16 protein-coding genes are annotated in these 25,189 nt (G+C 64.8%); 5 read left to right on the top strand and 11 right to left on the bottom strand.

Annotation, left to right across the window (positions count from 1 at the left end):
- Positions 1-132: 132 nt before the first annotated feature.
- Entirely contained in the window at positions 133-2,019 is a 1,887-nt protein-coding gene (locus GO986_RS06510; protein ID WP_157458471.1) for a fibronectin type III domain-containing protein, read from the top strand.
- 217 nt (positions 2,020-2,236) lie between these two features.
- Positions 2,237-4,189: a fibronectin type III domain-containing protein gene (locus tag GO986_RS22560; protein ID WP_198170449.1), complete on the top strand. Its 1,953-nt coding sequence runs from the start codon at positions 2,237-2,239 to the stop codon at positions 4,187-4,189.
- A 329-nt stretch (positions 4,190-4,518) separates the two neighbouring features.
- On the opposite strand, the gene GO986_RS06500 is transcribed toward GO986_RS22560, so the two are convergent.
- The 7 genes from GO986_RS06500 to GO986_RS06470 form a co-directional block, all read right to left on the bottom strand.
- Positions 4,519-5,766 (bottom strand): DUF790 family protein, encoded by a 1,248-nt coding sequence (locus GO986_RS06500; RefSeq protein ID WP_157458470.1) that lies wholly within the window; start codon positions 5,764-5,766, stop codon positions 4,519-4,521.
- Positions 5,753-7,147 (bottom strand): DEAD/DEAH box helicase family protein, encoded by a 1,395-nt coding sequence (locus GO986_RS06495; protein WP_157458469.1) that lies wholly within the window; start codon positions 7,145-7,147, stop codon positions 5,753-5,755. Before GO986_RS06495 ends, GO986_RS06500 begins: the two co-directional genes overlap by 14 nt.
- Positions 7,148-7,436: 289 nt before the next feature.
- Positions 7,437-9,530: a S8 family serine peptidase gene (locus GO986_RS06490; protein WP_157458468.1), complete on the bottom strand. Its 2,094-nt coding sequence runs from the start codon at positions 9,528-9,530 to the stop codon at positions 7,437-7,439.
- A gap of 75 nt (positions 9,531-9,605) precedes the next feature.
- Positions 9,606-11,924: an Ig-like domain-containing protein gene (locus tag GO986_RS06485; protein ID WP_157458467.1), complete on the bottom strand. Its 2,319-nt coding sequence runs from the start codon at positions 11,922-11,924 to the stop codon at positions 9,606-9,608.
- A 522-nt stretch (positions 11,925-12,446) separates the two neighbouring features.
- The gene (locus GO986_RS06480) at positions 12,447-13,544 is read right to left on the bottom strand and encodes a peptidoglycan recognition protein family protein (RefSeq protein ID WP_369409201.1); all 1,098 of its coding nucleotides are present in this window, start codon (positions 13,542-13,544) and stop codon (positions 12,447-12,449) included.
- A 3-nt stretch (positions 13,545-13,547) separates the two neighbouring features.
- Positions 13,548-14,549, bottom strand: coding sequence for a peptidoglycan-binding domain-containing protein (locus GO986_RS06475; protein WP_157458466.1), 1,002 nt, complete (start codon positions 14,547-14,549; stop codon positions 13,548-13,550).
- Between the two features lie 424 nt (positions 14,550-14,973).
- The gene (locus tag GO986_RS06470; protein ID WP_157458465.1) at positions 14,974-16,770 is read right to left on the bottom strand and encodes an acyl-CoA dehydrogenase; all 1,797 of its coding nucleotides are present in this window, start codon (positions 16,768-16,770) and stop codon (positions 14,974-14,976) included.
- A 116-nt stretch (positions 16,771-16,886) separates the two neighbouring features.
- Here GO986_RS06470 and GO986_RS06465 point away from each other — a divergent pair, with 116 nt between their 5' ends.
- Positions 16,887-17,861: an NADPH:quinone oxidoreductase family protein gene (locus GO986_RS06465; protein WP_157458464.1), complete on the top strand. Its 975-nt coding sequence runs from the start codon at positions 16,887-16,889 to the stop codon at positions 17,859-17,861.
- The gene (locus tag GO986_RS06460; protein WP_369409200.1) at positions 17,858-18,292 is read left to right on the top strand and encodes a MerR family transcriptional regulator; all 435 of its coding nucleotides are present in this window, start codon (positions 17,858-17,860) and stop codon (positions 18,290-18,292) included. The genes GO986_RS06465 and GO986_RS06460 overlap by 4 nt, the downstream gene beginning before the upstream one ends.
- Before the next feature lie 207 nt (positions 18,293-18,499).
- On the opposite strand, the gene GO986_RS06455 is transcribed toward GO986_RS06460, so the two are convergent.
- Positions 18,500-19,867: a DUF2252 domain-containing protein gene (locus GO986_RS06455; protein WP_157458463.1), complete on the bottom strand. Its 1,368-nt coding sequence runs from the start codon at positions 19,865-19,867 to the stop codon at positions 18,500-18,502.
- 107 nt (positions 19,868-19,974) lie between these two features.
- Here GO986_RS06455 and GO986_RS06450 point away from each other — a divergent pair, with 107 nt between their 5' ends.
- Positions 19,975-20,289 (top strand): GNAT family N-acetyltransferase, encoded by a 315-nt coding sequence (locus GO986_RS06450; RefSeq protein WP_157458462.1) that lies wholly within the window; start codon positions 19,975-19,977, stop codon positions 20,287-20,289.
- A 3-nt stretch (positions 20,290-20,292) separates the two neighbouring features.
- On the opposite strand, the gene GO986_RS06445 is transcribed toward GO986_RS06450, so the two are convergent.
- From GO986_RS06445 to glpK, 3 genes are read right to left on the bottom strand one after another with little or no spacing between them, the layout of a single operon-like run.
- Entirely contained in the window at positions 20,293-21,960 is a 1,668-nt protein-coding gene (locus GO986_RS06445) for a M3 family metallopeptidase (protein WP_157458461.1), read from the bottom strand.
- A gap of 12 nt (positions 21,961-21,972) precedes the next feature.
- Positions 21,973-23,580: a glycerol-3-phosphate dehydrogenase/oxidase gene (locus GO986_RS06440; protein WP_157458460.1), complete on the bottom strand. Its 1,608-nt coding sequence runs from the start codon at positions 23,578-23,580 to the stop codon at positions 21,973-21,975.
- A complete protein-coding gene (glpK, locus tag GO986_RS06435; RefSeq protein ID WP_157458459.1) occupies positions 23,577-25,076 on the bottom strand; it encodes a glycerol kinase GlpK in 1,500 nt (499 codons plus the stop codon). The genes GO986_RS06440 and glpK overlap by 4 nt, the downstream gene beginning before the upstream one ends.
- Positions 25,077-25,189 lie beyond the last annotated feature (113 nt).

Genomic DNA, 25,189 nt, shown 5'->3' with positions numbered 1-25,189 from the left:
GATGACCAACGTTAGAAACAATTACTAACTGGGCATGGGCTGGCCTGTGCCTCCGGTCTCTAGATGGGTCAGAGGCGGCGCGCCTGTGTGTCGCCAGCGGCCCTGAGCCTCTGTCTGCTGCACAGGAGGGTTATGTCCCGTCTGCCTACTGCTTTACGTCTGCTGAGCGCCACCCTGCTCCTCTCGGCCTGCTCGCAGGCGCCTCAGGGCCAGGTGCCCGAACCGTCCGCCTCCGCCGCACTCCGGGCGCAGGCTGTCACTGGCAAATTTACTGGCAACGGCATCATGGTGATGTCTGGCCAGACCACCGACGGCATCACCAATTACAGCCAGACCTATCCCGGCAAATACGCAGGGGTGACCCTGTATGTCAATCCGGCCCTCCAAACCTCTGGCTTCACGGGGGGCAACACGCCTGCGTGGTACGCCTCCGGGTACGGCAACCAGGACCTGACCGTCGCCAAAAACGACACGAACGCCCAGCAGGCGCTGGCCGTGGGCATCTGGATGGGGCAGGCCTACGACACGGACATTGCCAAGGCCATTGACCCCAGCAAGCCGTGGCAGGGCAACATTCAGAACAGTATCGACGGCGCCCCTGTGGGCACGCAGCTGCTGCAAAACATGCGCAGCATCATCACCGACCTGAAAAACAGTGGTCGCCCGGTCTTCGTGCGCCTGGGCTACGAGGCGGAAGGCCCCTGGAACGGGTACTGGCCCGACGCCTACAAGACCGTCTGGAGCTGGTTCAAGGCCGAGATCGGGCGGCAGGGCGCCAGCAACATCGCCCTGGTGTGGCAGCTGGCCGCGTGGTGCGACGGCGGCGTGCTGGCCGGCAGTCAGCCCATCAGCCCCACGGGCAGCAACAGCAACGGGCAGGGACCAGTGGGAGGCAACCTGGCCGCCTACTACGACCAGTGGTGGCCCGGCAGCAGCAACGTGGACTGGACGGGCATTTCTGTCTTTGACCAGAATCAGACGTGCAGCAACGGCCTGACCGCTGTACAGAACGTCGTGAATTACCTCAAGGGCAAAGGCAAGCCCATCATGATTGCCGAGTCCACTCCGCGCGGTTACACCCTGGCCGCCGATGGTCAGGTGAAGTTCGAGCAGGTGGGCCGCCCCACCCGCACTGGGCTGACCGGGCAGACCGTGTGGAACGAGTGGTACGCTCCCTTCTTCAACTTCATTGAGGCCAACAGCAACGATATCCGCGCGGTGGCCTATATCAACGACGACTGGGAGGCGTACAGCCACTGGCAGTGCAGCCTCAGTCCGTCAGGGGCTATTCAGGGCGGCTGCGCCGAGGGCGAGTGGGGCAACAGCCGTCTGGGGGTCAACGCCACTGTGCGCAACAACTGGCTGAGCCGCATCAACAACGGTCAGTACCAGTTTGTGGTGGGCAGCGGCACCGGGGGCGGAGGTGGTGGGGGAGACACGGCGGCGCCCACGACCCCCGGCACCCTCAGCAGCCCAGCCAAGACCAGTTCGTCGGTCAACCTGACCTGGGGCGCCTCCACCGACAACGTCGGCGTGGCCCGCTACGAAATTCACGTCAACAATGCCCTGGCCGGCACCAGCACGGGCACCAGCTTTACGGCCACGGGCCTGAGCGCCAGCACCGCGTACAGCTTCAAGGTGCGCGCAGTGGACGCCGCTGGCAACGCCTCGGCCTTCAACGCGCCCATCAGCGTGACGACCAGCGCGGCCAGCGGCTCGGTGGCCATTCCCGGCACTGTAACCACCTCGGCAGGCAGCATTGCCAGCGGCACCACCCGCAGTTTCGCCGTGAACGCCACCCAGAACGCCAAGTACAAGTTCCTGGTGACCTCGACCAGTTCGCAGAACAGCCAGCTCATAACGGTGTCCTTTAACGGCGAGACCGTGCAGCAGGCCATCGACGCCGGGCGCACCAACACGGTGTATTTCCAGGGTGTGACCAGCGGCAACAAGACGCTCAGCATCCGGGCCGACAGCGGCGCCGTCAGCATCGGTCGCGTGGACGCCCAGACGTGGTAAAGGCAGCCTAATACGGATTCCGTCTGTTCCGCCGACAAATCGGAAAAGAGCCGATATGCCAGCTCCACGCCCGGAACCCGTTTTTCTCCCCCTCGCTCCGCTCGGATTAAATCGCTTTTGCAAGCGATTCAATCGGAGTCCGTATAAAACCTCCGCATTCACCGGGCCTGCTCAGCGGCGGGGCAGGCCCCCACTCGCGTGGCCGCAAAGGGAACCCATGAAGCGACTTCACATATGGCTGGCCGCTGGGCTGCTGGGGGTGCTGGCGGCCTGCTCGGGTCCAGCCCCGACCCCGTCCACCTCACCCCAGGCCGCGCTCCGGGGGCAGGGTGTGGGCGCGCCAGCGTCTGGCCGCCTGCTGCTTATTGGGCAATCCAGCAAGAACACCTACACCGACTGGCAGAAGGTGGGACAGGAAGCGGCGGGCGGCAGCGTGTACTACGAACTGCGCTCGGCGGACTTTAACAAGGGCAACCTTGGCGGCTCGCTGGTGAACCTCCACCGCGAATTTGCCGATTTCCTGGCCACCAGAGGCGGCAAATACGTGCAGGTGGGCGTAAGCTGGAAAGACAACCCGCCTGGCTACAACGGTGGAGACGAGAACTTAAAGGCCAGCATCTCACGCGGAGTCACGCAGAGCCTGGCCAACCGCGACGCAGGGCTGCTGGCCAAATTTGACCCCTTGATTGCCTATATCAACGCGCGGCCCGGCACCAAATTTCTGCTGCGCCTGGACTACGAGGTCAGCCCCTTTTACCACTGCGAGGACTATCAAGCGACCGGTTCGGCCCTGAAATGCCTGGCTTACAAGGGCGCCTTTAACAGCATCGCCAGCTACGTGGCAGGCAAGGTCACAGGGGGCAACGTGGGCTTTATCTACCATCCGGTGCGCGGCGTGTTCCGCGAGATGTATCCCGGCGCCGCCTGGGTGGACTGGATTGGCCTGAGCGTCTTTAACCACGAACTCTGCCTGCCCATCTACAACCGCTACGTGGCCAACAACGGCACCAGCATCGTGAACAACACCATCTACAACGGCGAGGTGGGCCGCAGTTATGATACGGCCGCCAAGCAGTGCATCAACTACGTGCGGGCCAGCAACGGCAGCGCCGTGAAGGCCAACTTTGACCTCGACGCCAACGTGCTGGCCATGATGAAGTTTGCCAAGGACAACGGCAAACCCATGATTCTGAGCGAAACAGCCCCCATGAACTTTGCAGCCGGGCAACAGGCCAGCGGCGCCGAGTCGGAAAGCGACATGACCCTCTGGGTCAACCGCCTGTTCCGGCTGGTGTCGTACAACGGGCCACTGCCCGAATACCTGGGGGTGGCAGGCAACGTGGACCTGTCGGGTGTGGTGAAGGCCGTCGTGTATATGAACACGGACCTGCGCTACGGCTGGGACGGGTATTACGGCCAGACCTACAGCGTGACTGACACCGACAACAGCCAGGGCGGGTTCCGCTACGACGAGGACTGGTACAACAACGCCCAGCTGGATAAGTACACCCAGACCCGTACGGCGTTCTGCACAGGGCTGACCAACACGGGCTTCGGCACCCGGTGCGGCGGCGGTGGTGGAGGAGACACGGCGGCGCCCACGACCCCTGGCACCCTCAGCAGCCCGGCCAAGACCAGTTCGTCGGTCAGCCTGACCTGGGGCGCCTCCACCGACAACGTCGGCGTGGCCCGCTATGAGGTCCTGCGCAGTGGCACCGTGGTGGGCACCCCCACAGGCACCAGTTTCACGGTGACGGGCCTGGCCCCCAGCACGGCCTACAGTTTTCAGGTGCGGGCGGTCGATGCGGCGGGCAACGGGTCAGGCCTGACCACGCCGCTGAGTGTGACCACCAGCGCAGGCAGCAGCACGGTCAACATTCCCGGCACCGTAACGACCTCAGCGGGCAGCATAGCCAGCGGCACCACCCGCAGCTTCGAGGTGAACGCCACCCAGAACGCGAAATACAAGTTCCTGGTGACCTCTAACAGCTCTCAGAACAGCCAACTGGTCACGGTGGCCTTTAACGGCGAGAGCGTACAGCAGGCCATCAGCGCCGGGCAAACGATCACCGTGTATTTCCAGGCCGTCACGAGCGGCCCCAAAACCCTGAGTCTCCGGGCAGACAGCAGCGCGGTCAGTCTAGGGCGGGTGGAGGGACAGACGTGGTGAAGCACTCTCCTCTGACCTGACGACACCTTGAAGGCCAGCTTTACCTCAGCTCAAGCTCGGCTCTACGCTGACTGAAGGTCAGGTCATCTGGGCGGCGCGACCGGCAGGCACACTAACCGTATGGAAATTCTGTTCGCGCTGGCTGCCATCGCCATTCCACTGATTTCTCTGCCGGTGCTGTTTCCGGGCCGCACCACTCCGGACCGCGCGCAGCAGTGAACCCCCACCACACCAAGATACGGGCGCCCCTCACCGGGCGCCCAGCTTTTTGTAGACGGAGAGGCCGCACTCTGACCGCCCTACTACCCAGCTGCACAAGACCACACAGACTAGGTCTCGGTCACCGCGTGGCGCTCGGCCAGGGCCAGCACCTCCTTGGGGTTCAGCACACCCTTAAACCACACCAGGCGCTCGCCAAAATCAGCGGGGTTGACACCCGCACGCTCCAGGTTCAGGCGTTCAGACACACACACAATCACGTCCGTGCGTCCAGCCTTACGCAGCAGCTCGAATTTCTTGCGCAGGTACTCGGGGCGCCAGTAGCCCACGATTTCCACCAGCACGGACCGGTCGCCGTTCACTAAGCGGAAATCCGGCAGAATCACGCCGCCCGGCACTGGCACCAGGTCCACCTCACGTTCAAGCTGCCAGGGCGTCTCCAGTTTGGCAAAGCGCTCGGCAAAGCCCGATTCCAGGGCGCTGTCGTGTTCCTGGGGGGGGGCGTAATGGCTGACATAACCGTCCTCGCTGGTCAGCTGAAACGACCATTCGGTGTCGGCAGGGTCCACCCAGGCCAGGTCGCGCCGGGGCTTGAGGCTCGCGCTCAGGTCCCATTTCGTCACATGCAGCAGCGCCGGCAAAAACTTGGCCATGCCCAGGCCGTAGCGCGTAGTGCCGCCGAACAGGCTGGCAGGTCCGTCCAGCGTCAGGGTAAAGCCCAGATTGGCGTCCCCCTCGACGGTGGCCATCAGGCCAAAGAACTTCAGGTACTTCAGCAGCTGCTTGTAGCGCGCCGGTTCGTTGCGCCGGGCGGTGATCACCAGCTCATAGGCGCGGTAGAGGGTGCCCTGCGCCTGGGCCAAATCGTAGCGGTGAATGAGTTCCAGGGGCGCAGGCGGCTCGAACGCCACCAGCGTCTGCTGGTCCGGCAGGTCAGCGTAGAGGGCCCCCAGCAGTTCGTCGGCGTTCAGGGGACGCCCGCTGCCAGTGGCCTGGGCCGTCAGGGAGCGGGCCGCCTGCTCCAGCACCTGCGCCGTATGCCGGCGGCTGGGGACGCCGGTCTGCGCCAGCTCAAAGACGCGCGAACGCACAGTACCCGGCTCCAGCGGCCCACTGGCCTCAAAGGTGCCCAGGTTGCTCAGGAGGTGGGCCAGACCGCGCACCACCTTAAAATCCTGCCGTCCAGCTTCCAGGGCGCGCAGTTCCTCGTCCAGGTCACAGCGGCGCTTGCCCACATGGGCCTCAAAGGCGGCAATCAGGGTTTCAGCCAGGGCGAGGTTCTGCGGGGTGGGTTTCAGGCGCCGGGGTTCAACCAGGCCCGCCTTGACCCGGAACAGCAATAGCTCAGTCGGAAGCATTCAGGACCCCAAAGTCCTCTAAGCCAGGCGGCGACCACTGCCCGCGCCGCTGCTGGCTGACCCGTTCCTCGCTGGTGCCCTGGGTAATAACTTCATAGAGCACAGCCTGCTTGCCTTCAGCGCGGCGCAGGATACGGCCCAGCCGCTGAATATGCTCGCGCTCGGTGGCAGTCCCTGACAGCACGACGGCCACGCTGGCCTCGGGCACGTCCACCCCCTCATTCAGGACCCGGCTGGTGACGAGAATGCGGTAGTCGCCCGACCGGAACTTTTCCAGCAGCGTATGACGCTCTTTCACAGGCGTCTGGTGGGTAATGGCGGGAATCAAAAATTCGCGGCTAATGCGGTACACCGTGGCGTTGTCGTCCGTGAAGATCAGGGTCCGGGCCTGGGGATGGTTGGCCAGGACTTCCTCTAGCACCCGCAGTTTGCCGTCGGTGCCATAGGCCAGCGAGCGGGCCTCACGGTGGGCCAGCATGGCGCGGCGGCCGTGGGGGCTGCCGCTGGCCATCACGAACTGCTTCCAGCCTTCCAGCGACCCCAGTCGAATGCCACTGAGGCGCAGGAACTCGTTGCGCTGGGCCACCAGGTCGTCATAGCGCCGCTGCTCGAAGGGACTGAGGGTCACCCGGATCAGCACCTCACGGTAAGGGGCCAGGGTCTCGCCGGCCAGGTCTTCGGGGGCCGCCTGGTACACCACGGGGCCAATCAGTGACTCCAGGTCGCGCTCGCGGCCGTCGCTGCGCTTGGGGGTGGCGGTCAGGCCCAGGCGGTACGGCGCCACGCCCATCTCGGCAATCACCCGCGTGAAGTCGCTGGGAAGGTGATGCGCCTCATCAAAAATTTGAAGGGCGTAGCGCCCCGCCAGTGTCTCGGCATGAATGGCCGCCGAATCGTAGGTGCTGACCAGCAGCGGCGTTTCGTCGTGGCTGCCGCCGCCCAGCAGGCCCACTGCCAGGTCAGGAAAGGCCGCCACCAGCCCCGCATACCACTGGTGCAGGAGGTCCAGGGTGGGCACACAAATCAGGGCGCTGCGGGGGGTGTCGCGCAGCGCCAGTTGGGCCACCAGCGTCTTGCCCGCGCCAGTAGGGAGCACCACCACGCCCCGGCGCCCGGCCCGTTTCCAGGCAGTCAAGGCGCGCGTCTGGTGCGGGTAAGGGGTCACGTCGCGGGCAAACGACAACTCCAGTTTCTCGAAGGCCGAGGCGCTATCCCGGAAGGGTACCTCGCTGGCGCGCAGGGCCTCGACCACCTCACGGTAAGCCCGGCCCGGCGCGCGCCACGACTGACTGCGCGCGTCCCACAGGAAGTGGTCGCGAACACAGGCCGGCACCTCGGTCATGACGAGGGTGCCCCGGTCCAGGCGCAGGGTAGGAACCATTGCAGCGGCATCGTACCTGGGTGGCGAGGGCCCCGCCGTGCGCCGGGCAGCATTTGGGGCTGGTACGGGGTGGAGGACGAAGCAGGATGTCGCGGCCCAATCAGGGGAGCCACGTATCCTGGCAGACCACGTTACTCGGCGCAATGGTGGGAGGTGGACAAAGAAAGCCAACTTAAGGGCCGGTGGCGTGGTTAAGCCCCATGCCAGTGGCGCGCTTGGCAGAGAACGCCAGATCAAAAAGCCAAAAAGCGGCGCCCCAGAAGTCCGGGACGCCGCGCAGCAAGAGGCTTTAGTTCGTTTTGGTCAGTTTCAGGCGGAACTTGTTGAAGGGGCTGTCGTCAGTGCCACCCGAAGCAACATCGAAGCTGGTAACAACCAGGTAGTACGTACCTGCCGTGGCCAGAGTTGCCGTGACTTCCGAGTCGGTGCCGCTGGCACGGTCATCGTTCTGAGCCACAATCTTGCCCGTAGCATCAAGCAGGAACAGGTAGGAATCCAGCTGTCCGCCAATTTGCTCGCGGGCCAGGACTTCAGCTTTCACTTGGTCGCCAGCGGCAGCCGTGAACTTGAAGAAGTCGTAGTCCTGAGGCTGACCGAAGATGTAGCCCTGGTCTGTGGTCTGACCGTAAGCCACCGTCTTGGCGTCGGGGAAATCATCGTTGGGCTCGTAGGGGTCTACAGGATTGGTGTCGACGAAGGCCGCTGGTAGCAGGATGCGCTTCTCATTGGGGGCGTAGTAGGTCGAGCCGCTGGTGGCCGTCAGGGTGCCCACAAAGGTGCCGCGCTCCTCGGTCTTGCCACCGGTGGTGCTCAGGTCGGGGCCAGCCACGTACATGTCGTACGTGCCAGGAGCAATTTCACTGAAGCGCACGTCGCCGTTGTCATCGGTGGGGGACAGGTAGAGCGGAGTGGGGTCATCGGTGGCGCCAGCGCGCATGCCCTGGCCGCGCAGAATCACGTCGCCCAGAATGCCCTTCTGGGTGCCGTTGGTCCCACTGGTGTAGGTCAGATTGATCTTCACGTTGGCGCCCTTGGCAGGCAGCGCGGCGCAGTCAGTCAGGTTCTGGGCAATCTTGCCTGCATCCAGACGGCCCCAACCGGTTTCACGGTCAAAACCGTTCGGGTTGGTGCCGATAGTGCCGTCGGCATTCAGTTCCATGACGCGGCGCACTTGGTAGGGCGTGGCGGCTGGGCACTTCTGCAGAATCAGGGCGGCGATGGCGGTGGTATAGGGCGAGGAGAAAGAAGTGCCTGAAATCAGTGCGTAGCCGCCGTCGGGTTTATCAGCGGTCACCGGGGAAAGCCAGGTGGGGTTGGCCAGCATGGTGTCCTGACCAGGTGCACCACTGGAAATGTGGCGGCCGCTGGTTGAGAAGGTCACCTTGCGGTTGCTGGCGTCCAGTGCACCCGAGGCAATGATGCCGGGCAGCGCCGCTGGATACTGGAACTCATCGTGGTAGGAGTTGCCCATGGAGGCCACAACGGTCGTGCCGTTGGCCATCGCGTAGTCAAAGGCGTCCTTGACCGGCCCGAAGGAGACGCCGCCGCCCCACGAGTTATTGATGGCACGCGCGCCGTTGTTGGTCGCCCACACAGCACCCAGCGCGATTTCAAAGCTGGAGTAGCCACCAGGGTTAAACATCACGACAGGCATCCACTTGGCTTCATAGGCCAGACCCACGATGCCCTTGCCGTTCTTGGCGGCGATGATGCTGGACGCCACGAACGTGCCGTGAGAGTTCTCTGGCTTCTGGAAGTAGCCTTTCCAGGCAGCGCCATCGGTGTACACCTTGTTCTGGCGGGGGTCGAAAGCCTTGCCTGCCCAGTTGGGGGCCAGGTCGGGGTGGGTCACGTCGCCCGGATCGTCAATGACGGCCACAACCACACCCTTGCCGGTCAGGCCCTTGTCCCAGGCCGCTTTGGCATTCAGGTGGCGGGGGTCCAGGGCGTACTGAGGCAGCACGTCAAACACCTGATCGGCGTTGGCCGCCTGAGGCGCCAGGCTGGCCGGAGCCACTACGGGTTCGCCGCGGTCAGGGGTCACCACTGTATTTATGCGGGCGTAACGTACGCCGTCCACCTTGCCGCGGCCAGTCATTTTCAGGGCGTCGCCGTCCACCTGAATCAGTGCGGCGCGGATTTCAGGGATGGTCCGCAGCACGGTGCCGCCCATGGCCTTAGCCGCAGCAGCCAGACCGGCTTCGGAGTCGTAGCCCACGACCACCTGGTTTTTCACGTATTGCAGGTTGCCACTCTTGGCCACTTGGAGGTCGGCGGCGGGGGTGCTGGGCGCAGCGGCCACAGGAGCATTCTGGCTGGAGCAGGCGGCAAGCATGGCCGTCAGGCCAAGCACACCCAGGGTCAGCGGAAAGTTCTTACGCATGTTCAGAGCCTCACAGGGAAAGGGAAAGCAGATGGGACCGTGGCCTGGGAAGTGGGGAACCTCCCAGGGCCAGCCTTATTTCTCGCCGGTAATGAAGTCCCAGTTGATGTTGACGGGACGGGTCTGGTTGATGGGTGCCACTGGATTTCCGTTGGCATCAGCCGCCCAGGTGTAAGTCGAGTAGGCCGAGATGCGGTTGCCTTCAGTGGGCGCGTACTTGTAAGCGATACCCGAGTACATTTCCCACTTGTAGGGACGCAGCGGTTGCAAGGGCGCAGCCACCAAGACGTTCCAGGGCATGCTGACCGTGTGAGCGGTCGTGTCCACGGGATACAGGTTCTTGACTGTCCCGTATTTGGCGCTGGTGTCGGTCAGGACGTTGGCTGCAGCCGTCGGTGCACCCAGAACAGCACCGGTGCTCAGGAACACCAAGCTCTGACCAGCAGCAATGCCATTGCCGTTGGGGCCCGTACCTTCTTCCACACGGATCAGGGCGTTTCCTGCGGCACCCGGCAGGTTGTAGCCCGTCTGGGTCATCAGGTCGCGCAGGCGGATGTTATAAGCCGCGCCGTCTGCCCCAATAGCTGTCTGGTTCTGGCCAAGGACGAAGGTGGGGTTAATGCTCACACCAGTGGTTTCATCGCCAGGCGCGATAAAGGTCGGCTGGAACTGAGCCAGCGGCGTGGTCTGGGTGGTGTTGCTGGCCACCGTGTTGGCGCCGCGCGCCTTCACGCGGTAGGTGAAGGTCTTGCCAGCAGTCAATTCAGCACTGGTATCGCGGAAGTTAAAAGGACGGGTGGCCTGGTTGGTGGCTGAGCAACTGGCGCTAGAGCCGCCGCCCACTGTTCCAATCTTGCTAAAGGTGGTGCCGTCACTAGAACGCTCAATGTCGAAGGCAAAGGGACGCGCAGCGGCACTGGTGTCGGTGTAGCACCAACGCACTTCTACGAATACACCAGACCCGTTAGGAGCAGCGTCAACGCCAGGAACACTGTATGGCGTGGTCCAAGAGCCTTCCTGCTTAAGGGTAAAGGCTGTGGCAGCGGCAGCTGTCGGGGCCACGACAGTGTTAGCGGTGGCCGAATTGGTGTTGATCAGCTTAATCGGTACCACGTAGCGCGAGTAGTTGTAATTGAAATCTACAACCATGACTTGCAGGTAAACTGTCTCGCCTGCTGCGCTGCCAAAACCCGCGATGAAGTTAGGGGAGGCGGCATTAGGAACGGTGACAGCCCCAGAGTCAACGGCACCTTGCTTGTCCTGAGGCGGAGAGAAGTTCCAGTTGTTCGCCGTGGCCGCTGACGTAATCACGCCCGAACCCGGCGTGCGGCCCAGCTGAGCGTACATAATGCGGATGGGGCCAGTGTAATCAGCGTTGGTGACAATCTTGAAGTCCACGTTGTTCGTGAACGTCGCTCCAGCCAGGGCACTGCCGTCAGCACGGGTCAGGGTCAGCTTGGCGGGCTCAGGGCTCACCGCTGTGTCAAAGGCGGGGCGCTGCACCAGTTCCACGCTGGGGGTTTCAGTGCCGACTGTGACGCCGTACAGGTTGGAACCGGCCATACCTGTCTTGCGCGCTGCCAGGTCATAAGTGCCAGCAGTCAGGCCTGGCAGGGAGAACTGGCCATTGGCATCAGTGGTGACTGTGCCCAGGGTCGTATTACCCTGCATGACCGTGATGGTGCTGCCAGCCACAGGAGCGCCAATATGCTGGTCTACCACAGTGCCGCGTAGAGGCGCGCTGGTCGAAGTGATGTTCACCGTCACATCGGTGCTGGCACTGGTCTTGTTGCCAGCGGCATCGTAAGCGGTGGCAGTGTACGTCTTTTTGCCGTTCTGAACAGCATTCAGCACAACGGGCAAGGTGTAGGGGGCGGTGGTGTCCTCACCGAGCTTGGTGGCGCCCTCATAAAATTCCACCTTGGCCACACCAACGTCGTCAGTGGCCGTAGCAGTCAGCGTGGTGGTCCCTGCAGCAGTCACGGGGTTAGGCGCAGCACTCAAGGTGACCGTGGGAGCCGTTACGTCTGTGATGTTGACGGTGACTTCAAAGCTGGCACTAGCCTTGTTTCCAGCCGCGTCATAGGCAGTAGCGGTGTAGGTCTTCTTGCCGTTATTGGCAATAGTGACGTTAACCGGCAGTTCGTAAGGCGCAGTGGTGTCCTCACCTAGCTTGGTTGCTCCGTCGTAAAACTCCACCTTCGTCACCGCCACGTTGTCGCTGGCAGTGGCTTTCAAGGTAAACGTTCCATTGGCCGTCACTGGGCTAGGTGTAGCGCTCAGCGTGATGGTGGGGGCAGTGGTATCGGCCACTGGGGTCGGTGCAGGGTTACAGCCGATGAGAAGGGTGCCGAGCAAAAAGGCAGAACCGACAGACAGAGGTTTCAGGGCCATGGGGTGAAGTAACTCCTTCCTGAGAAATGGGCGGAGAACGGCGGTCAGCTAACCGGAAAGAGGAAGTGAACAGCAAGAAGCGGAACACGACTGAAAACCGTTCGTCGGTACAGACTCGGTGCAGATGAACTGCGGATGTAACTCGTGAAGCGAATCTTAGAGCGCCATCAGAAGAAGGTCAATGAATTCAGTGGGTTGAGGCTGGAACGATGAACGCTCCTTCTCTAGACAGCTTTAGACTGTGTTCAAATATACTATCTAGATTGGATGCCGTCTGAATAGTTTTTCCACTGTCAAGGCTGCATTTTAAATTTTTGTCTAAGAAAAATTATTCGCCGGTCGTGGTCATGCGGGCTTAACAACCCGTCCAGCAATGCAGGCCATAGAGGCTCACAGTCATGAGTGGTTAGGTTGACATTTGCCAGTAGGACTGCTTGCCGCGACTGGATAAGGGTTTGTGTAAAGACCTCAAAGACTGATGAGCGCTGCCCAAATAGGAATCGGGCAGCGCAAGAAAAGACCTCAGCTCTGCAGAGCAAACCAGGTATTCGGCCCCACCACGCCATCGGCGGTCAGACTACGGCTGGCTTGAAATGATTTCACCGCGTTCTCGGTGCCGGAGCCAAAGATGCCGTCCACCGTCACGCTGTAGCCTCGCGCGGTCAGTTGCCCTTGCGCGGCCTGCACCGCTGGCCCACTGTCGCCGCGACGCACCGTCCGAATCAGGCGCTCCCAGGTCACCGAGCCAATCACGCCGTCGGGGGTGAGCCCCACACCGCTTTGAAAGGCACGCACGGCGCTGGCCGTGCCACTGCCATAGGTGCCGTCCGTCGTCAGGGTCTGGCCCGCAGCCAGCAGCAAACGCTGGGCACTCCGAACGCGCTCGCCCGTCATGGGGGCGCGGGTGGTGGGCCAGAGGCGCAGACTCACCCCCAGCCGGGCCGCCACATCAGCCCGCAGCTGCGGCAATTTGGCATACAGCACGTCGCCTGGGCAGTCCGTGTTGTTGAAATCCCGGTGGCCGTAGAGTTCGCTTGCTGGAATCCCGTACTGCTGACACAGCCACGCACACAGACCCACCAAGGCGCTGTACTGCCCACCCGGAGGCGAAACGGTCATGTATGTACCCTCGTTCTCGATGCCCACTGACACGTCATTGAAGCCGTCGCAGTGGGCCCCCTGAACGTGCTGCTGACCCCCCTGCGCCGCCTCCAGACTGCGGTGACGGCCTTCGACGACATACCCGCCCCGGCTGATGGTGAACTGCTGGCCCGAGTCAATCCAGCCACGCGAGAAGTGACTTTGCTGAATGCTGCGCGCCAGGCTGTAGGCCTGGGCGCGCGAGAGGTCAGCCGTGTTGGCACTGGCCGTATGGTGAATCAGGATGCGGGTAGGCCGGGCACTGAGCAGCACCACCGGCGACTTGGGCGCCTGCGCCGACCAGGCCACTGTTCCGGCCACGGACGGCTGCGTCACGGCCAGCGCGTTGAGCGGCGAAGCGGGCAGATTGGCGGAGGGGACATTCAGGCCGCAACCCGCCAGAAAGGCGCTGCCGCCCAGCAGGGCACCGAGGCGCAGGACATCGCGCCGGTTGAGAACATTGAGAGGAGTCTGACTCACAGCTCAGTTCCAGGCGCAGTGAACGTGGTTGCTGTGGCCGCCGGGCGGGTCGTAGTACGCATTAAAAGTCTGGCTGGGGTCGCTGCCCGCCGCGAGACAGGCGTTGCGGGCCGCCGTGTGGGCGCTGTTGGGGCTCGCCAGGCTCACGCCATTCCAAGTACCGATGTCAAAAGCGAGACCCGCGTAATGGTCCGAGTTGGCCGAGTGAACGCCGCCAGCAATCGAGGTCACGTAATACGAATTGCCACCCGCGATGTTCAGCATGGCCTGCAGCAAGGGACGTTTGAGGGCCACCGTCAGTCCGCAGTTGGCGTTGCCGGCGCAGCCGCGTTTGGCCAGGCGCCCAGCGGCGGTGTCCGCAATGTTCTGGCGTGGATTGCCACCCGAGGTTGAGCTGCTAGTCCCCAGCGTGATCCGGCTGTTATTCAGAATCTGACTGGCCAGGCTGGCCGTCGTGCCGGTGCCGCCAGTGCTGCTGCCCGTGACCAACGCGTGCCAGGTGTTCAGGCCCACGATACCGTCGGCGCCCAGGCCACGCTTGGTCTGGAAATCGCGCACAGCCGTGTCGGTCCCAGGGCCGAACGCGCCGTCGACCGTCACGCTGCTGTAGCTGTACCCAGTGCGGAGCTGGTCCTGTACGGCCCGCACGGCGTTGTTGTTGTCCCCTTGACGCACGGTGGCAATCAGTTTTTCCCAGGTGTTCCCACCCACGATGCCGTCCACGGTCAGGCCGTTGGCGGTCTGAAAATTCCGCACGGCGGTGTTGGTCCCGGCGCCAAACGCGCCGTCGACCGTCACCGTCTGGCCCCGGTGGCGCAGCAGGTATTGCAGGGTGACCACGTCGCGGCCACTGTCGCCCTGACGCAGCGCCTGCCAGGTGAGGACCGACTGCGCGGAGAGCGTACCCGAAGCTGGGCTGGCGGCCACCTCGGGCGAGGTCGGGGCGCTGCACGCACCGAGCAGCAGGACGGCAAAGAGAGCAGAAAAACGCAGGGTTTTCGTCATGTCACCTCCGGGGCACACGCGGGGCGTGCCGGCACGTCAACAGAGCCCGCCGCCGGTTATGAAACCGGTGACAAAACTTAAACTGACGTGGAGCTTGAGCCTAACTCAGCCGCGCCAGCGGAGGTGCAGGGAGTGGTTGACACCAATCAGTTAAGTGAACTTAAGACAGGCTGTTCCTGCCTGCAGATGAAGTGTGCAAACGCGAGGAGTTGAGCACGGCTCTAGCTGTGCTTTGAGCGGAAGGCGGTGCAAGAAAGTCAGTCTCCGACCAGAAAGAGCGTCTTTCGGGGAATAGGTGATGCTTTCCCACTGTTGCTGTAACACCATACCGCTGTGAAGACGAAGTAGACCTATCGCAGCGCACCTCAGCAGCCCGGCCATGCAGGGCCACACCCGTGAACCATCTCAGCCTTGAGCACTCTCGTCAAAACCACCCTGGCTGCATTTCTAGAGTAGTCAGGTCGGCGCTGCGCAGGAGTTCGGCGTACGCCCGTACCTTCGGCAGTTCGTACACGGCGAAGAAGCGCGCGGCGTGGAGCTTGCCCTGGTAGAAATCAGCGTCGCTGCCACGGGCGTCAGGCAGGGCGCGCGCCGCAGCCACCCCCTGCCGCAGCCACATCCAGCCCACCACCGTATGCCCAAGTGCTTCCAGGGCACTGTTGGCGTTGGCCAGCACCACGTCAGGCCCCAGTTCGGCGGCGCGGCTGAGGAGCGACGTGATGGCCTCGCGGGTCTGGGTCAGTGCCTGCCGCAGGGCAGCGCGGATCTCCTCCAGCCTCTCGAAGCCGTCACTCGCCGCAAGGTCTGTCTCTATTTTTTCCAAGAGCACCACCAGGCCGCGCCCACCCTTCTGGGTCAATTTGCGGCCCAGCAGGTCGTTGCCCTGAATTCCCTCAGTGCCTTCGTGAATGGGGTTGAGGCGGTTGTCGCGGTAGTACATTTCCACAGGAAAGTCGCGGGTGTAGCCAGCGCCGCCCATCACCTGAATGGCGTCACTCAGGGCCTCCTGGCTGTAGCGGCTGGGCCAGCTTTTGACGATGGGCGTCAGCAGGTCCAGCAGCAAACCTGTGTCCCCGCGCGTTTCCTCTGGGCCAGTCTGAAGGTCGTCCACCAGTGAAGAGGCGTACAGCCCGAGCGCCAGCCCCCCCTCCACGAACACCTTTTGACGCAGCAGCAGACGGCGCACATCGGCGTGGTCAATGATGGCCACCGGGGGTGCATGGGGGTCCTTGCCCGACGGCAGGCGGCCCTGACGCCGCTCCTGGGCGTACGCCAGGCTGTGCAGGTAACCGGCGGTGCCCAGCATCACCGCGCCCAGACCGACCCCAATCCGCGCCTCATTCATCATGTGGAACATCTGCGCCAGCCCCTGCCCCGGTTCGCCTACCAGCTCGCCCACCGTCTCGCCACCCTCGCCAAAGTTCAGGAGGGTGTTCACGGTGCCCCGGTAGCCCATCTTGTGGTTCAGGCCAGCCAGGACGACATGGTTGGGCTCGCCGGGGCGGCCGTCGTCCTGGACCCGGTAGCGCGGCACCAGAAAGAGGCTGATGCCGCGCACGCCCCCCGGCCCACCCGCGATGCGGGCCAGCACCAGATGCACGATGTTCTCGGTCAGTTCGTGTTCGCCGCCTGAAATCCACATCTTGGTTCCAGAAATGTCGTAGGTGCCGTCACCGCGCGGCGTGGCGGTGGTCGTGATGTCGGCCAACCCGGACCCCGCCTGCGGTTCCGAGAGCGCCATCGTGCCGAACCAGCGGCCCTCCAGAAGCGGCAGCATGTAACGGCGCTGCTGCTCCGGCGAGGCGAACAGGCGCTGCAAATTGGCGTTCCCGATGGTCAGGAAGGGGTAGCCACTAGAGCCGATGTTTGCCGCCTGAAAATGCGCCTGCACCGCCTGCGTCACCACCCACGGCAGCTGCAAGCCGCCCAGAGCCTCGTCGTGGTGGGCACTGAAAAAGCCGGCCTCGCGGAAAGCGCGCATGGCGCCGGCCACTGCGGCAGGCAGCACAACCTTGCCGTCCACAACCTGCGGCTCATGGCTGTCCACCTCGCGCGTATGGTTGGCAAAATGCCGCTCGGCCACGGTGTGGGCCACGTTCAGAATGTCCTCGTAGACCTCACGGCTGTGGTCGGCAAAGCGGGGACGACGAGGCAGGGTGCCAGTGGCCAGCACCTCAAACAGTTGAAAACTCAGGTCGCGCCGGTTCAGAAAAGGGGTCATGGGGTCTCCTGCAGGAAAAGGGGAGGGGCCAGGGTGTCCGTTCACGTCTATTCTGGACGTTCACGTTAAGATGCCTCTATTCTGCCTCTTTCGCCCGTTCCTTTGGAGGTTTCCCCATGCGCGCCCTGACCTGCACCGCCTTTGACCAGCCTGAAACCCTGACGGTTCAAGACCTTCCCACGCCAGTTCCCAGCCCCGGCGAGGTGGTGCTGGAGATGCGCGCCGCCGGCGTGAACTATCCCGACGCCTTGATGGTGACCGGGCAGTATCAGGTGCGCCCGCCACTGCCGTTCACCCCAGGTGCTGAGGCAGCGGGCGTGGTGACCGCCGTCGGCGAGGGAGTCACGCACCTGCGCGTGGGCCAGCGCGTGACGGCTTTTACCGGCACCGGCGCCTTTGCCACGCACCTGAAAGCCCCGGCTAGGGCCGCATTTGCACTGCCCAGCGCCCTGAGTTTTGAGGTCGGCGCGACCCTGCCTCTGGCCTACGGCACCGCCCTGCACGCACTGACCGACCGGGGCCACCTGACAGCCGGGCAGACGCTGCTGGTTCTGGGCGCGGCGGGTGGGGTGGGGCTGGCCGCCGTGATGATTGGCAAAGCGCTGGGCGCGCGGGTCATTGCCGCAGCCAGCACGGAGGACAAGCTGGCTGTTGCCCGCGCCCACGGCGCCGACGAAACGGTGAATTACGAGCAGGGCGACCTCAAAGAGGCCCTGAAGACCCTGACCGGCAAGGCGGGCGTGGACGTGGTTCTGGACCCTGTTGGCGGCCACTGGGCTGAGAGCGCCTTCCGGGCGCTGGGCTGGAACGGGCGGTATCTGGTCGTGGGGTTTGCGGGCGGTGAGATTCCGCGCCTGCCGCTTAACCTGCCGCTGCTGAAAGGGGCCAGCCTGGTCGGCGTGTTCTGGGGGGAATACGCGCGGCGCGACCCCAGGGGCAACGCAGAGCACTTAGCGCAGTTGATGGCCTGGATAGAAGCAGGCCAGGTGCGACCCCTGGTCAGCGCGCGCTATGCCCTAGACGATGCGCCGCGCGCCTTACGGGACTTGCTGGAGCGCCGCGTGACTGGCAAAGTGGTGGTCGTACCGTGACAGGGACGCCGTACCACACCACCGCCGAACTGGCCCGCGCGGCGGGCGTAACCCGGCGCACCGTCATGCATTACGCCGACCTGGGCCTGCTGACCCCAGACAGCGTGACGGCCTCCGGACGGGCGCTCTACGGCCCCTACGCCTTGCGGCTGCTGCGCGACCTGATGGACCTGCGGGCGCTGGGCCTGACTCTGGAAGAGGCGCGCGACATGGTGACTCTGCGCCGCGCCACCCACACCCCAGACGGCACCTATCGCCACGACTGGACCCGCGCCGACGTGCCTATCAGCGATGAGCGGCTGCAAGCGCTGCAAGCCCGACTGCGCACCATTCAGAGCGCCTACGAGCGTCAGGCCGACAACCTGGCCCGCTTTGACCGCTGGCTGACCAAGCGGTTTACCGGGGGCGCGGCAGAGAGCCTGGAAGGCTGAAATAGCGTTCGACTTTGCCGTTCGGAGACCAGGACAGCTTTGGCAACGAACCCGGCGGAACCTGTGCGTCTCCTGCTTACCCTGCTGCGGGGCTCTTGAAGTCCACGCAGGTTGAACCGCTTTTACAAAGGATGGACGTGGAGGTCAATACGACAAGCGCCGCCTCGCCAGTGGTTTGAGAGGGAGCAGGTGCATTTCCATTTCCAGTTACTTGAGGTCGGCCTCAGTGGCTATCTCGCCTCTGCTCACGGCGCGGGCCAGCACTGCGTGGTCGCGCTCGGCCTGATCGGCGTAGGCGACCCCAAAAGCCGCTGTGGCTTCGTCAAAAGTTTCACGGCGGCCCAGGTAGGCCCCCAGGACCACCGCGTCCCCGGTGCGGGCGTGCGCACGGGCCAGCGCCCAGCCGCACAGCTCGGCAATTTCTTCGAGGGTGCGTGGGGTCACCGCCTGCAGCTCAAAGCGGCCCTTGAGGTCGCGCAGCTGGCGCACATACCCGCAGAAGCCCTCTCCGGACGCCCAGCCCAGGAAAGGGTCGGTGGCCGCCTGCATCAGCTGCTGGCCGCGCACGACCCGGTGCGCAGGGTTGCGGGCCACAGTCGGGCCAGCGTAAGGCTCCAGCACACTGGGCCGGGCCTCCTTGACCTGCAAGAACAGCACGTCGTCGCCGTCGGCGGCCAGCAGCAGCACCAGCACCCGGCGCCCGCAGCTGCCCACGCCCGTCACCTTCAGCGCCCAGTCGGCCAGGTGATACCGGGACAGCAAGGCGCGGCGGTCGGGCGCCACGCTGTCCAAGTAGCCGGCGCGAACGCCGTCAAGCATGGTTTCGGCCAGCGCGTCGTCGGTATGGACCAGCAGCGGCGGATCGTCGCGCAGGCGCCAGCCCGCCGGGGTCTGCACCGCCAGTTTTTTCAGCGTATGCAGGTGGGTGCGGGTACTGGCCTTGGCAAACATGGCCTGACCGTGCGCGCGGGCGTCGGCGGCCATGTCAGCCAGGGCCTCGGAGGCGTCAATGCGGTCGTACCACACGTCCAGGTGGTGCTGTCTGGCATAGGTGCGCAGGTGCAGGCGGTAGGCCCGCGCCGCGCTGCGCGCCGCAAAGCAGGCGTCGGCCTCGCTGTGCCCGGCTTCACGCGCGGCCAGCACCAGACTGGTGGCCAGGCGGCGCACGTCCCATTCCCAGGGTGCTCGCAGGGTCTCGTCAAAGTCGTTGAGGTCAAAAACCAGGTTGCGCTCGCCGGTGGCAAAGGCACCAAAATTGGCGCAGTGGGCGTCGCCGCTGGCCTGCACCCGTTCGCCCGTGACCGGTGTACCGGCCAGGTCAGCGGCCATCAGGCCGGCCGTTCCCCGAAAGAAAGCGAAGGGGCTGGCCACCATACGCCCAAAGCGCAGCGGCAGCAGGTGGGTCATGCAGCCGTTGGCCCCGGCGTGCAGGGCCGCCAGGATGTGGTCGGTGCGGTCGCCAGCAGCCTCGAACTGGGCATGGTCTCGCCGGGGCAGGGTGACGCGCAGCGCGCGGCCCAAGGCGCGCCGCTCCTGACGGCTGGGCAGAGGCAGCGGCGAAAACGGGTCATGCATAGGGGCATGGTGACACGCCGCGCGCCCAGAAGGAGGCGCCAGCCAGAAGACGCTGCGTGAAGAACCTGTCTATGGCCTGTCCGGCCCGCTATGCGCCACCATAGGCCATGACCCAAACCCCTGAAGTTCGCCGCAACGACGACACCCAGCGCTATGAACTGCTCCGGGGCGAGCAGGTGCTGGGCTACGCCGAGTTTCGCCCCGCCGGCGAGGGCGCCGTGATGCTGCCCCATACGGTGATTGAAGAGGGCCACGAGGGCGAAGGTCTGGGCAGCCAGCTGGCCCGCTTTGCCCTGGACGATGTTCGCGCCCAGGGCAAGCGGGTGGTGCCCATGTGCCCCTTTATTGCTGGCTACATTCGCAAGCACCCGGAGTACACGGACCTTGTGCACCCTCAGCAGCGCGGGGTCTTTGGGCTATAGGACCTAGCTGAGCCAGTCCGCCAGCACGGCGCGGGCGGTTTCCAGCTGCGCCCGCGAGAAGGGAAACGAGATACCCGCTTCCGCAAAGATGGCCGTTGGTCCGGCGGTCGCGCCCATCCGCATGGCACGTTTGAATCTGGCCATCGTCTCCTGCGGCGCCTCCTGGTAAGCCTTGAAGAACAGCAGCGCCGCGATGGTCGCAATGGCGTACTCAATGTTGTAAAAGCTGAACTGGAAGAGAAACGGGCTCTGCCAGCCTTTGGCCAGCGTGGCCTCGTGGCCAGTCCAGTCCACGCTGGCTTGCTGGCTCAGCGACAGGAAGGCTGCGTCCATCTCGGCGGGGGTGACCGCGCCGCGCTGCCGGTACACCCACAGCTCAAACCGCACCCGCTCATCCACCGAGCGCAGCCGCGTCAGGAAACTTTCTGCCAGAGACCGCCGGTATTTCTGGTGGTCGTCGGGCCTCAGGTCAAAGTGTCTGGCAGCCTGCTCGGTGCCCAGCATGGTGAACACGAAAGCGTAGAATTCGCAGACTTCCTGAAAATCGTAGGTATCCCAGAGGGTGGTTTCAGGCTGACTGGACAGGGTGACAAAGTGAATGGCGTGCCCCAGTTCGTGCAATAGGGCGCGAAATTCCTCCAGGCCGCCCGTGACATTGCACAGCACCCGCGCGGTGGCCTGGGCCGAGAGTAGCAGCGCAAAGTTGCCCTGGACCTTGCCGGGGCGGGGCACGAGGTCAACGCCTCCTTCTCTTTTCAACTTGTCCACGACGGCGGCAAAGGCTGGGTCAAGCGCGCCCAGGATCTCCCGTACGGCGGGCAGGTACTCCTCGACAGCCAGAGGCGTGTCAGTCAGCGCGTTGACCCGCACCGTCTGGTGCCACGGCCGCAGCCTGTCTGTGCCCAGCTGCCTGGCCCGGCGCTCGGCGACTAGCGTCTGCAACGGCGCAAAGAGCTGGGCCAGGTCATCCACGAACGTTTCGGTCTGGGCAATAGTGTATTCCCGCCCAGTTTGCTGCCAGACGTGGTCGGCGTAGGTGGCCGCGCCCGCTGCCGCTGCCATCTGCTGGCGCAGCCCCAGCAGGCGGCTGAACAGCTTATCCAGTTCCTGCGCGCCTTGCAGGGTGGACGTGTTCACGGCCTCCCAGAGCGCGCGGCGTTCGGGCGAGTCGCCCATATGGTTCAGGCGGGCCTGCGCCTCTTGCAGGCTGAGGGATTCGCCTGCCCACGAAACCACCTGATTGGCCGTGATGACGTCGTGCTCGCTGCCCAGAAGGCGCTCCTGAGAAAAGAGGTCCTGCAAAGTATCACTCTGCTGGCCCCCCAGGTCTGCCCGCAATTTTAGGGCAATACCGGGAAAGCGGTCAGCCACCCCCGCGTCCAGGGCCAGACGGGCCAGCGACTCGTCGTGCGCGCCGAGCTGCGGAATCCAGACGCTCATGAGGTGGCGGTAACAGGCCTGGGCCTCGGCGTCTCTGGTGTTCACATTGGTGGCCCAGATCTGCGTCCCCCACAGGGTTTGCACGTCGCATTTGATCCGGCTCCAGGCGCTCAGCCATTCGGGCAGGGTCTGGGGCGTCACGGGCTGGCGGCGCAGCGCCTCTAGACGGTCAAGCAGCGCCGAAGCCTGCCCGTCCAGGGTCGCCAGGGAATCAGTGGGAGGAGCAGTCACCCTTCCAATCTGTCACGCAAGAGCAGTCGGCGCCGCCGCAGTTGAGGCGGCCCCCTCAGGCCCACCGGGCAGCAGATAGCCCTCGGCCACCGCCCGGTAGGCCTGTACCTGCTCAGCCTGCCATGCCTCATCACGCCCCAGTTCTTCAGCCAGCAGCTGCGCCACGCGCGGCGCCGCCTCCAGACTGGCGCGGGCATCCAGCAGCAGGGCGCGCAGGCGGCGCGACAGCACGTCCTCCACGGTGCGGGCCTGTTCCTGGCGAGCGGCCCAGCGCACCTGCGCCTCAACGTAGGGCAGGGCGGGATGAAGCGGCGTGTCGGCGCCCGGCAGCGCCTGCACACGTTCGGCGTCGGTGCCGTACACCCGCCAGGGTTCAGGCAGGTCATCCGTGGTGGCGCCGTGCAGAGACAGGCCTTCTGTCAGGCTCAGGCGCGCAGGCAGGCCGGCCAGGACGGCGGCGCGGGTCACGGTGTCTTCACCCATGCGCCGGTAGGTGGTCCACTTGCCACCTGTGAGCGTCAGCAGGCCGCCCTCACTGACGCGAATGGTGTGGTCGCGCGACAGACTCTTGGTGTCGGTGCCAGGCGCCGCCTTGACGAGGGGGCGCAGGCCCGCGAACACGCTCTGCACGTCAGCGCGCGTGGGGGCCGGCGAGAGGTACTGCGCGGCAGTGTTCAGGATGAACTCGACCTCCTCGGGCAGCGCGCGCGGTTCCAGGCTGGTGCCGGGCACCGGGGTGTCGGTGGTGCCGATGACCACATGGTCATGCCAGGGCACTGCGAACAGCACCCGTCCGTCGTCGGTGCGCGGCACCATCAGCGCGCTGTCTCCAGGCAGGAAGTGGCGAGGCACCACCACATGCACCCCCTGGCTGGGCGAGAGCATGGCCGGCGCGTCCGGCTGCTCCAGCCGCCGCACCTCATCCACGAAAACCCCGGTGGCATTCACGACTGCGCGGGCGCGGACCTCGTGATCCTGACCGCCCTCGGCGTCGCGGAAGCGGGCGCCCACCACTCGGCCCCCTTCCTGGACCAGGCCGACCACAGGCGCGTGGTTGAGGCCCACGCCGCCAAAGTTCTCCAGGGTGCGTAGCAGGGTCACGGCCAGGCGGCTGTCGTCAAATTGCCCGTCGAAATAAAGCACGCCGCCCTTCAGGGCCTCGCGGGTCAGGGTCGGCGCGAGGTTCAGGGCTTCCTGCCGGCCCACCAGGCGACTGGCGCGCAAGTTCAGGCGGCCCGCCAGCAGGTCGTACAGTTTCAGGCCCACCCCATAAAAGGGAAGAGCCCAGGGCCGGTAAGCCGCAATCAGAAAGCCCAGATCGCGCACCAGATGAGGCGCGTTGCGGCGCAGCAACCCGCGTTCATGCAGCGCCTCGCGCACCAGCGAGACATTGCCCTGGGCCAGGTAGCGCACGCCGCCGTGAACCAGTTTGGTCGAGCGGCTGCTGGTGCCCTTGGCGTAATCATGGGCTTCGAGCAGCAGCACCCGGTAGCCGCGTGTGGCGGCGTCCAGCGCGGTGCCCAGCCCAGAGGCGCCGCCGCCAATCACCAGCAGGTCCCACAGGTGGCCGCCTGTGGCCTGGGCCAGCGCCAAGGCGCGGGGGTCAGTTAGCGTCTTCATACGTCCTCCTCGGCCCAGGCGCGGCTGCGCTCCACGGCGCGGCGCCAGCGGACCAGGCGCTGTTCCCGCTCGGCCGGGTCCAGCCCCGGCTCGAACTGACAGTCCACCTGCCACAGCGCTTCCAGTTCGGCCTCATCCTGCCAGTAGCCCACAGCCAGGCCAGCCAGAAAAGCCGCCCCCAGCGCCGTGGTCTCGGTGACCTTCGGGCGGGTGACCGTCACGCCCAGCAGGTCGGCCTGCACCTGCATCAGCAGGTTGTTGCGGCTGGCCCCACCGTCCACCCGCAGGTCGCTGAGCCTTACGCCGCTGTCCCGCTCCATGGCGTCCAGCAGGTCTGCGGCCTGAAAGGCCACGCTGTCCAGCGCGGCGCGTGCCAGGTGGGCCTTAGTACTGCCGCGTGTCAGGCCAACCACGGTGCCACGGGCGTAGGGGTCCCAGTACGGCGCCCCCAGGCCCACAAACGCCGGCACAAAAAAGACGCCGCCACTGTCGGGCACGCTCGTGGCCAGCGCCTCGACCTCGGCCGCGTCCCGGATCAGGCCCAGGCCGTCGCGCAGCCACTGCACCACCGCGCCCGCCACAAACACCGAGCCTTCCAGAGCGTAGGTCCGCGCCTCGCCGCGCTGCCAGGCCACAGTGGACAGCAGGCGGTTCTGACTGGTCACGACCTCGTCAGCCGTGTTCATCAGCATGAAACAGCCGGTGCCGTAGGTGTTTTTGGCCATCCCCCGGTGCAGGCACACCTGCCCGAAGGTCGCCGCCTGCTGGTCTCCGGCAATGCCCGCAATCTTGACGCGGGCACCCAGCAAGCCCGGCGCGGTTTCACCGTACACCTCGCTGCTGGGCCGCACCTGGGGCAGCAGCGCGCGCGGCACCCGCAGCAGCGCCAGCAGGTCATCGTCCCAGTCGCCGGTGTGAATGTTCAGCAGCAGGGTGCGGCTGGCATTGGAGGTATCGGTGACGTGCAGTTCACCGCCCGTCAGTTGCCACACCAGCCAGGTGTCCACCGTGCCGCAGGCCAGCTCGCCGCGTTCAGCACGGTCACGCGCACCGGGCACGGCGTCCAGCATCCAGGCGATTTTCGTACCGCTAAAATAGGCGTCCAGCAGCAGCCCCGTCTTCTCCCGAATCAGCCCCTCATGACCCTGGGTCCGCAGGGCGTCGCACAGGGACGCGGTGCGGCGGTCCTGCCACACGATGGCGCGGTGAATCGGTTCCCCTGTGGCGCGGTCCCACACGAGTACGGTTTCGCGCTGATTGGTAATCCCGATCGCCGCCAGGTCAGAGGCCCGCAGCCCTGCCCCGCTGATGGCTTCCTGAGCCACGCCAATCTGGGTGCTCCAGAGGTCACGCGGATCGTGCTCAACCCAGCCCGGCTGAGGAAAATGCTGCGGGAACTCCTTTTGGGCCGTGAACCGAATCTGGCCCTGCTGGTCAAACACGATGGCGCGGCTGCTGGTGGTGCCCTGATCAAGGGCCAGGATGTATCTGGTCATGTGGCTCCTGCGGGAAAGGGGAGAGGCGAGACGCAGGCACCAGCACACCACCCCTTGAACAAAAAGTCAAACCCTCTGAACATTTGTTCAGAATCAGCCTCTGGTCTTGCCGT

The sequence above is a fragment of the Deinococcus arboris genome, assembly GCF_009755355.1.
GTDB lineage: Bacteria > Deinococcota > Deinococci > Deinococcales > Deinococcaceae > Deinococcus > Deinococcus betulae.
The sequence above is the reverse complement of the archived record's forward strand: the minus strand, read 5'-3'. Positions and strand labels throughout refer to the sequence as shown.

What these genes read in the sequence shown, in the direction of transcription:
- GO986_RS06510 (WP_157458471.1), top strand. Translation starts at nt 133, where the DNA reads ATGTCCCGTCTGCCTACTGCTTTACGTCTGCTGAGCGCCACCCTGCTC.
- GO986_RS22560 (WP_198170449.1), top strand. Translation starts at nt 2,237, where the DNA reads ATGAAGCGACTTCACATATGGCTGGCCGCTGGGCTGCTGGGGGTGCTG.
- GO986_RS06500 (WP_157458470.1), bottom strand. Translation starts at nt 5,766, where the DNA reads ATGCTTCCGACTGAGCTATTGCTGTTCCGGGTCAAGGCGGGCCTGGTT.
- GO986_RS06495 (WP_157458469.1), bottom strand. Translation starts at nt 7,147, where the DNA reads ATGGTTCCTACCCTGCGCCTGGACCGGGGCACCCTCGTCATGACCGAG.
- GO986_RS06490 (WP_157458468.1), bottom strand. Translation starts at nt 9,530, where the DNA reads ATGCGTAAGAACTTTCCGCTGACCCTGGGTGTGCTTGGCCTGACGGCC.
- GO986_RS06485 (WP_157458467.1), bottom strand. Translation starts at nt 11,924, where the DNA reads ATGGCCCTGAAACCTCTGTCTGTCGGTTCTGCCTTTTTGCTCGGCACC.
- GO986_RS06475 (WP_157458466.1), bottom strand. Translation starts at nt 14,549, where the DNA reads ATGACGAAAACCCTGCGTTTTTCTGCTCTCTTTGCCGTCCTGCTGCTC.
- GO986_RS06470 (WP_157458465.1), bottom strand. Translation starts at nt 16,770, where the DNA reads ATGACCCCTTTTCTGAACCGGCGCGACCTGAGTTTTCAACTGTTTGAG.
- GO986_RS06465 (WP_157458464.1), top strand. Translation starts at nt 16,887, where the DNA reads ATGCGCGCCCTGACCTGCACCGCCTTTGACCAGCCTGAAACCCTGACG.
- GO986_RS06455 (WP_157458463.1), bottom strand. Translation starts at nt 19,867, where the DNA reads ATGCATGACCCGTTTTCGCCGCTGCCTCTGCCCAGCCGTCAGGAGCGG.
- GO986_RS06450 (WP_157458462.1), top strand. Translation starts at nt 19,975, where the DNA reads ATGACCCAAACCCCTGAAGTTCGCCGCAACGACGACACCCAGCGCTAT.
- GO986_RS06440 (WP_157458460.1), bottom strand. Translation starts at nt 23,580, where the DNA reads ATGAAGACGCTAACTGACCCCCGCGCCTTGGCGCTGGCCCAGGCCACA.
- glpK (WP_157458459.1), bottom strand. Translation starts at nt 25,076, where the DNA reads ATGACCAGATACATCCTGGCCCTTGATCAGGGCACCACCAGCAGCCGC.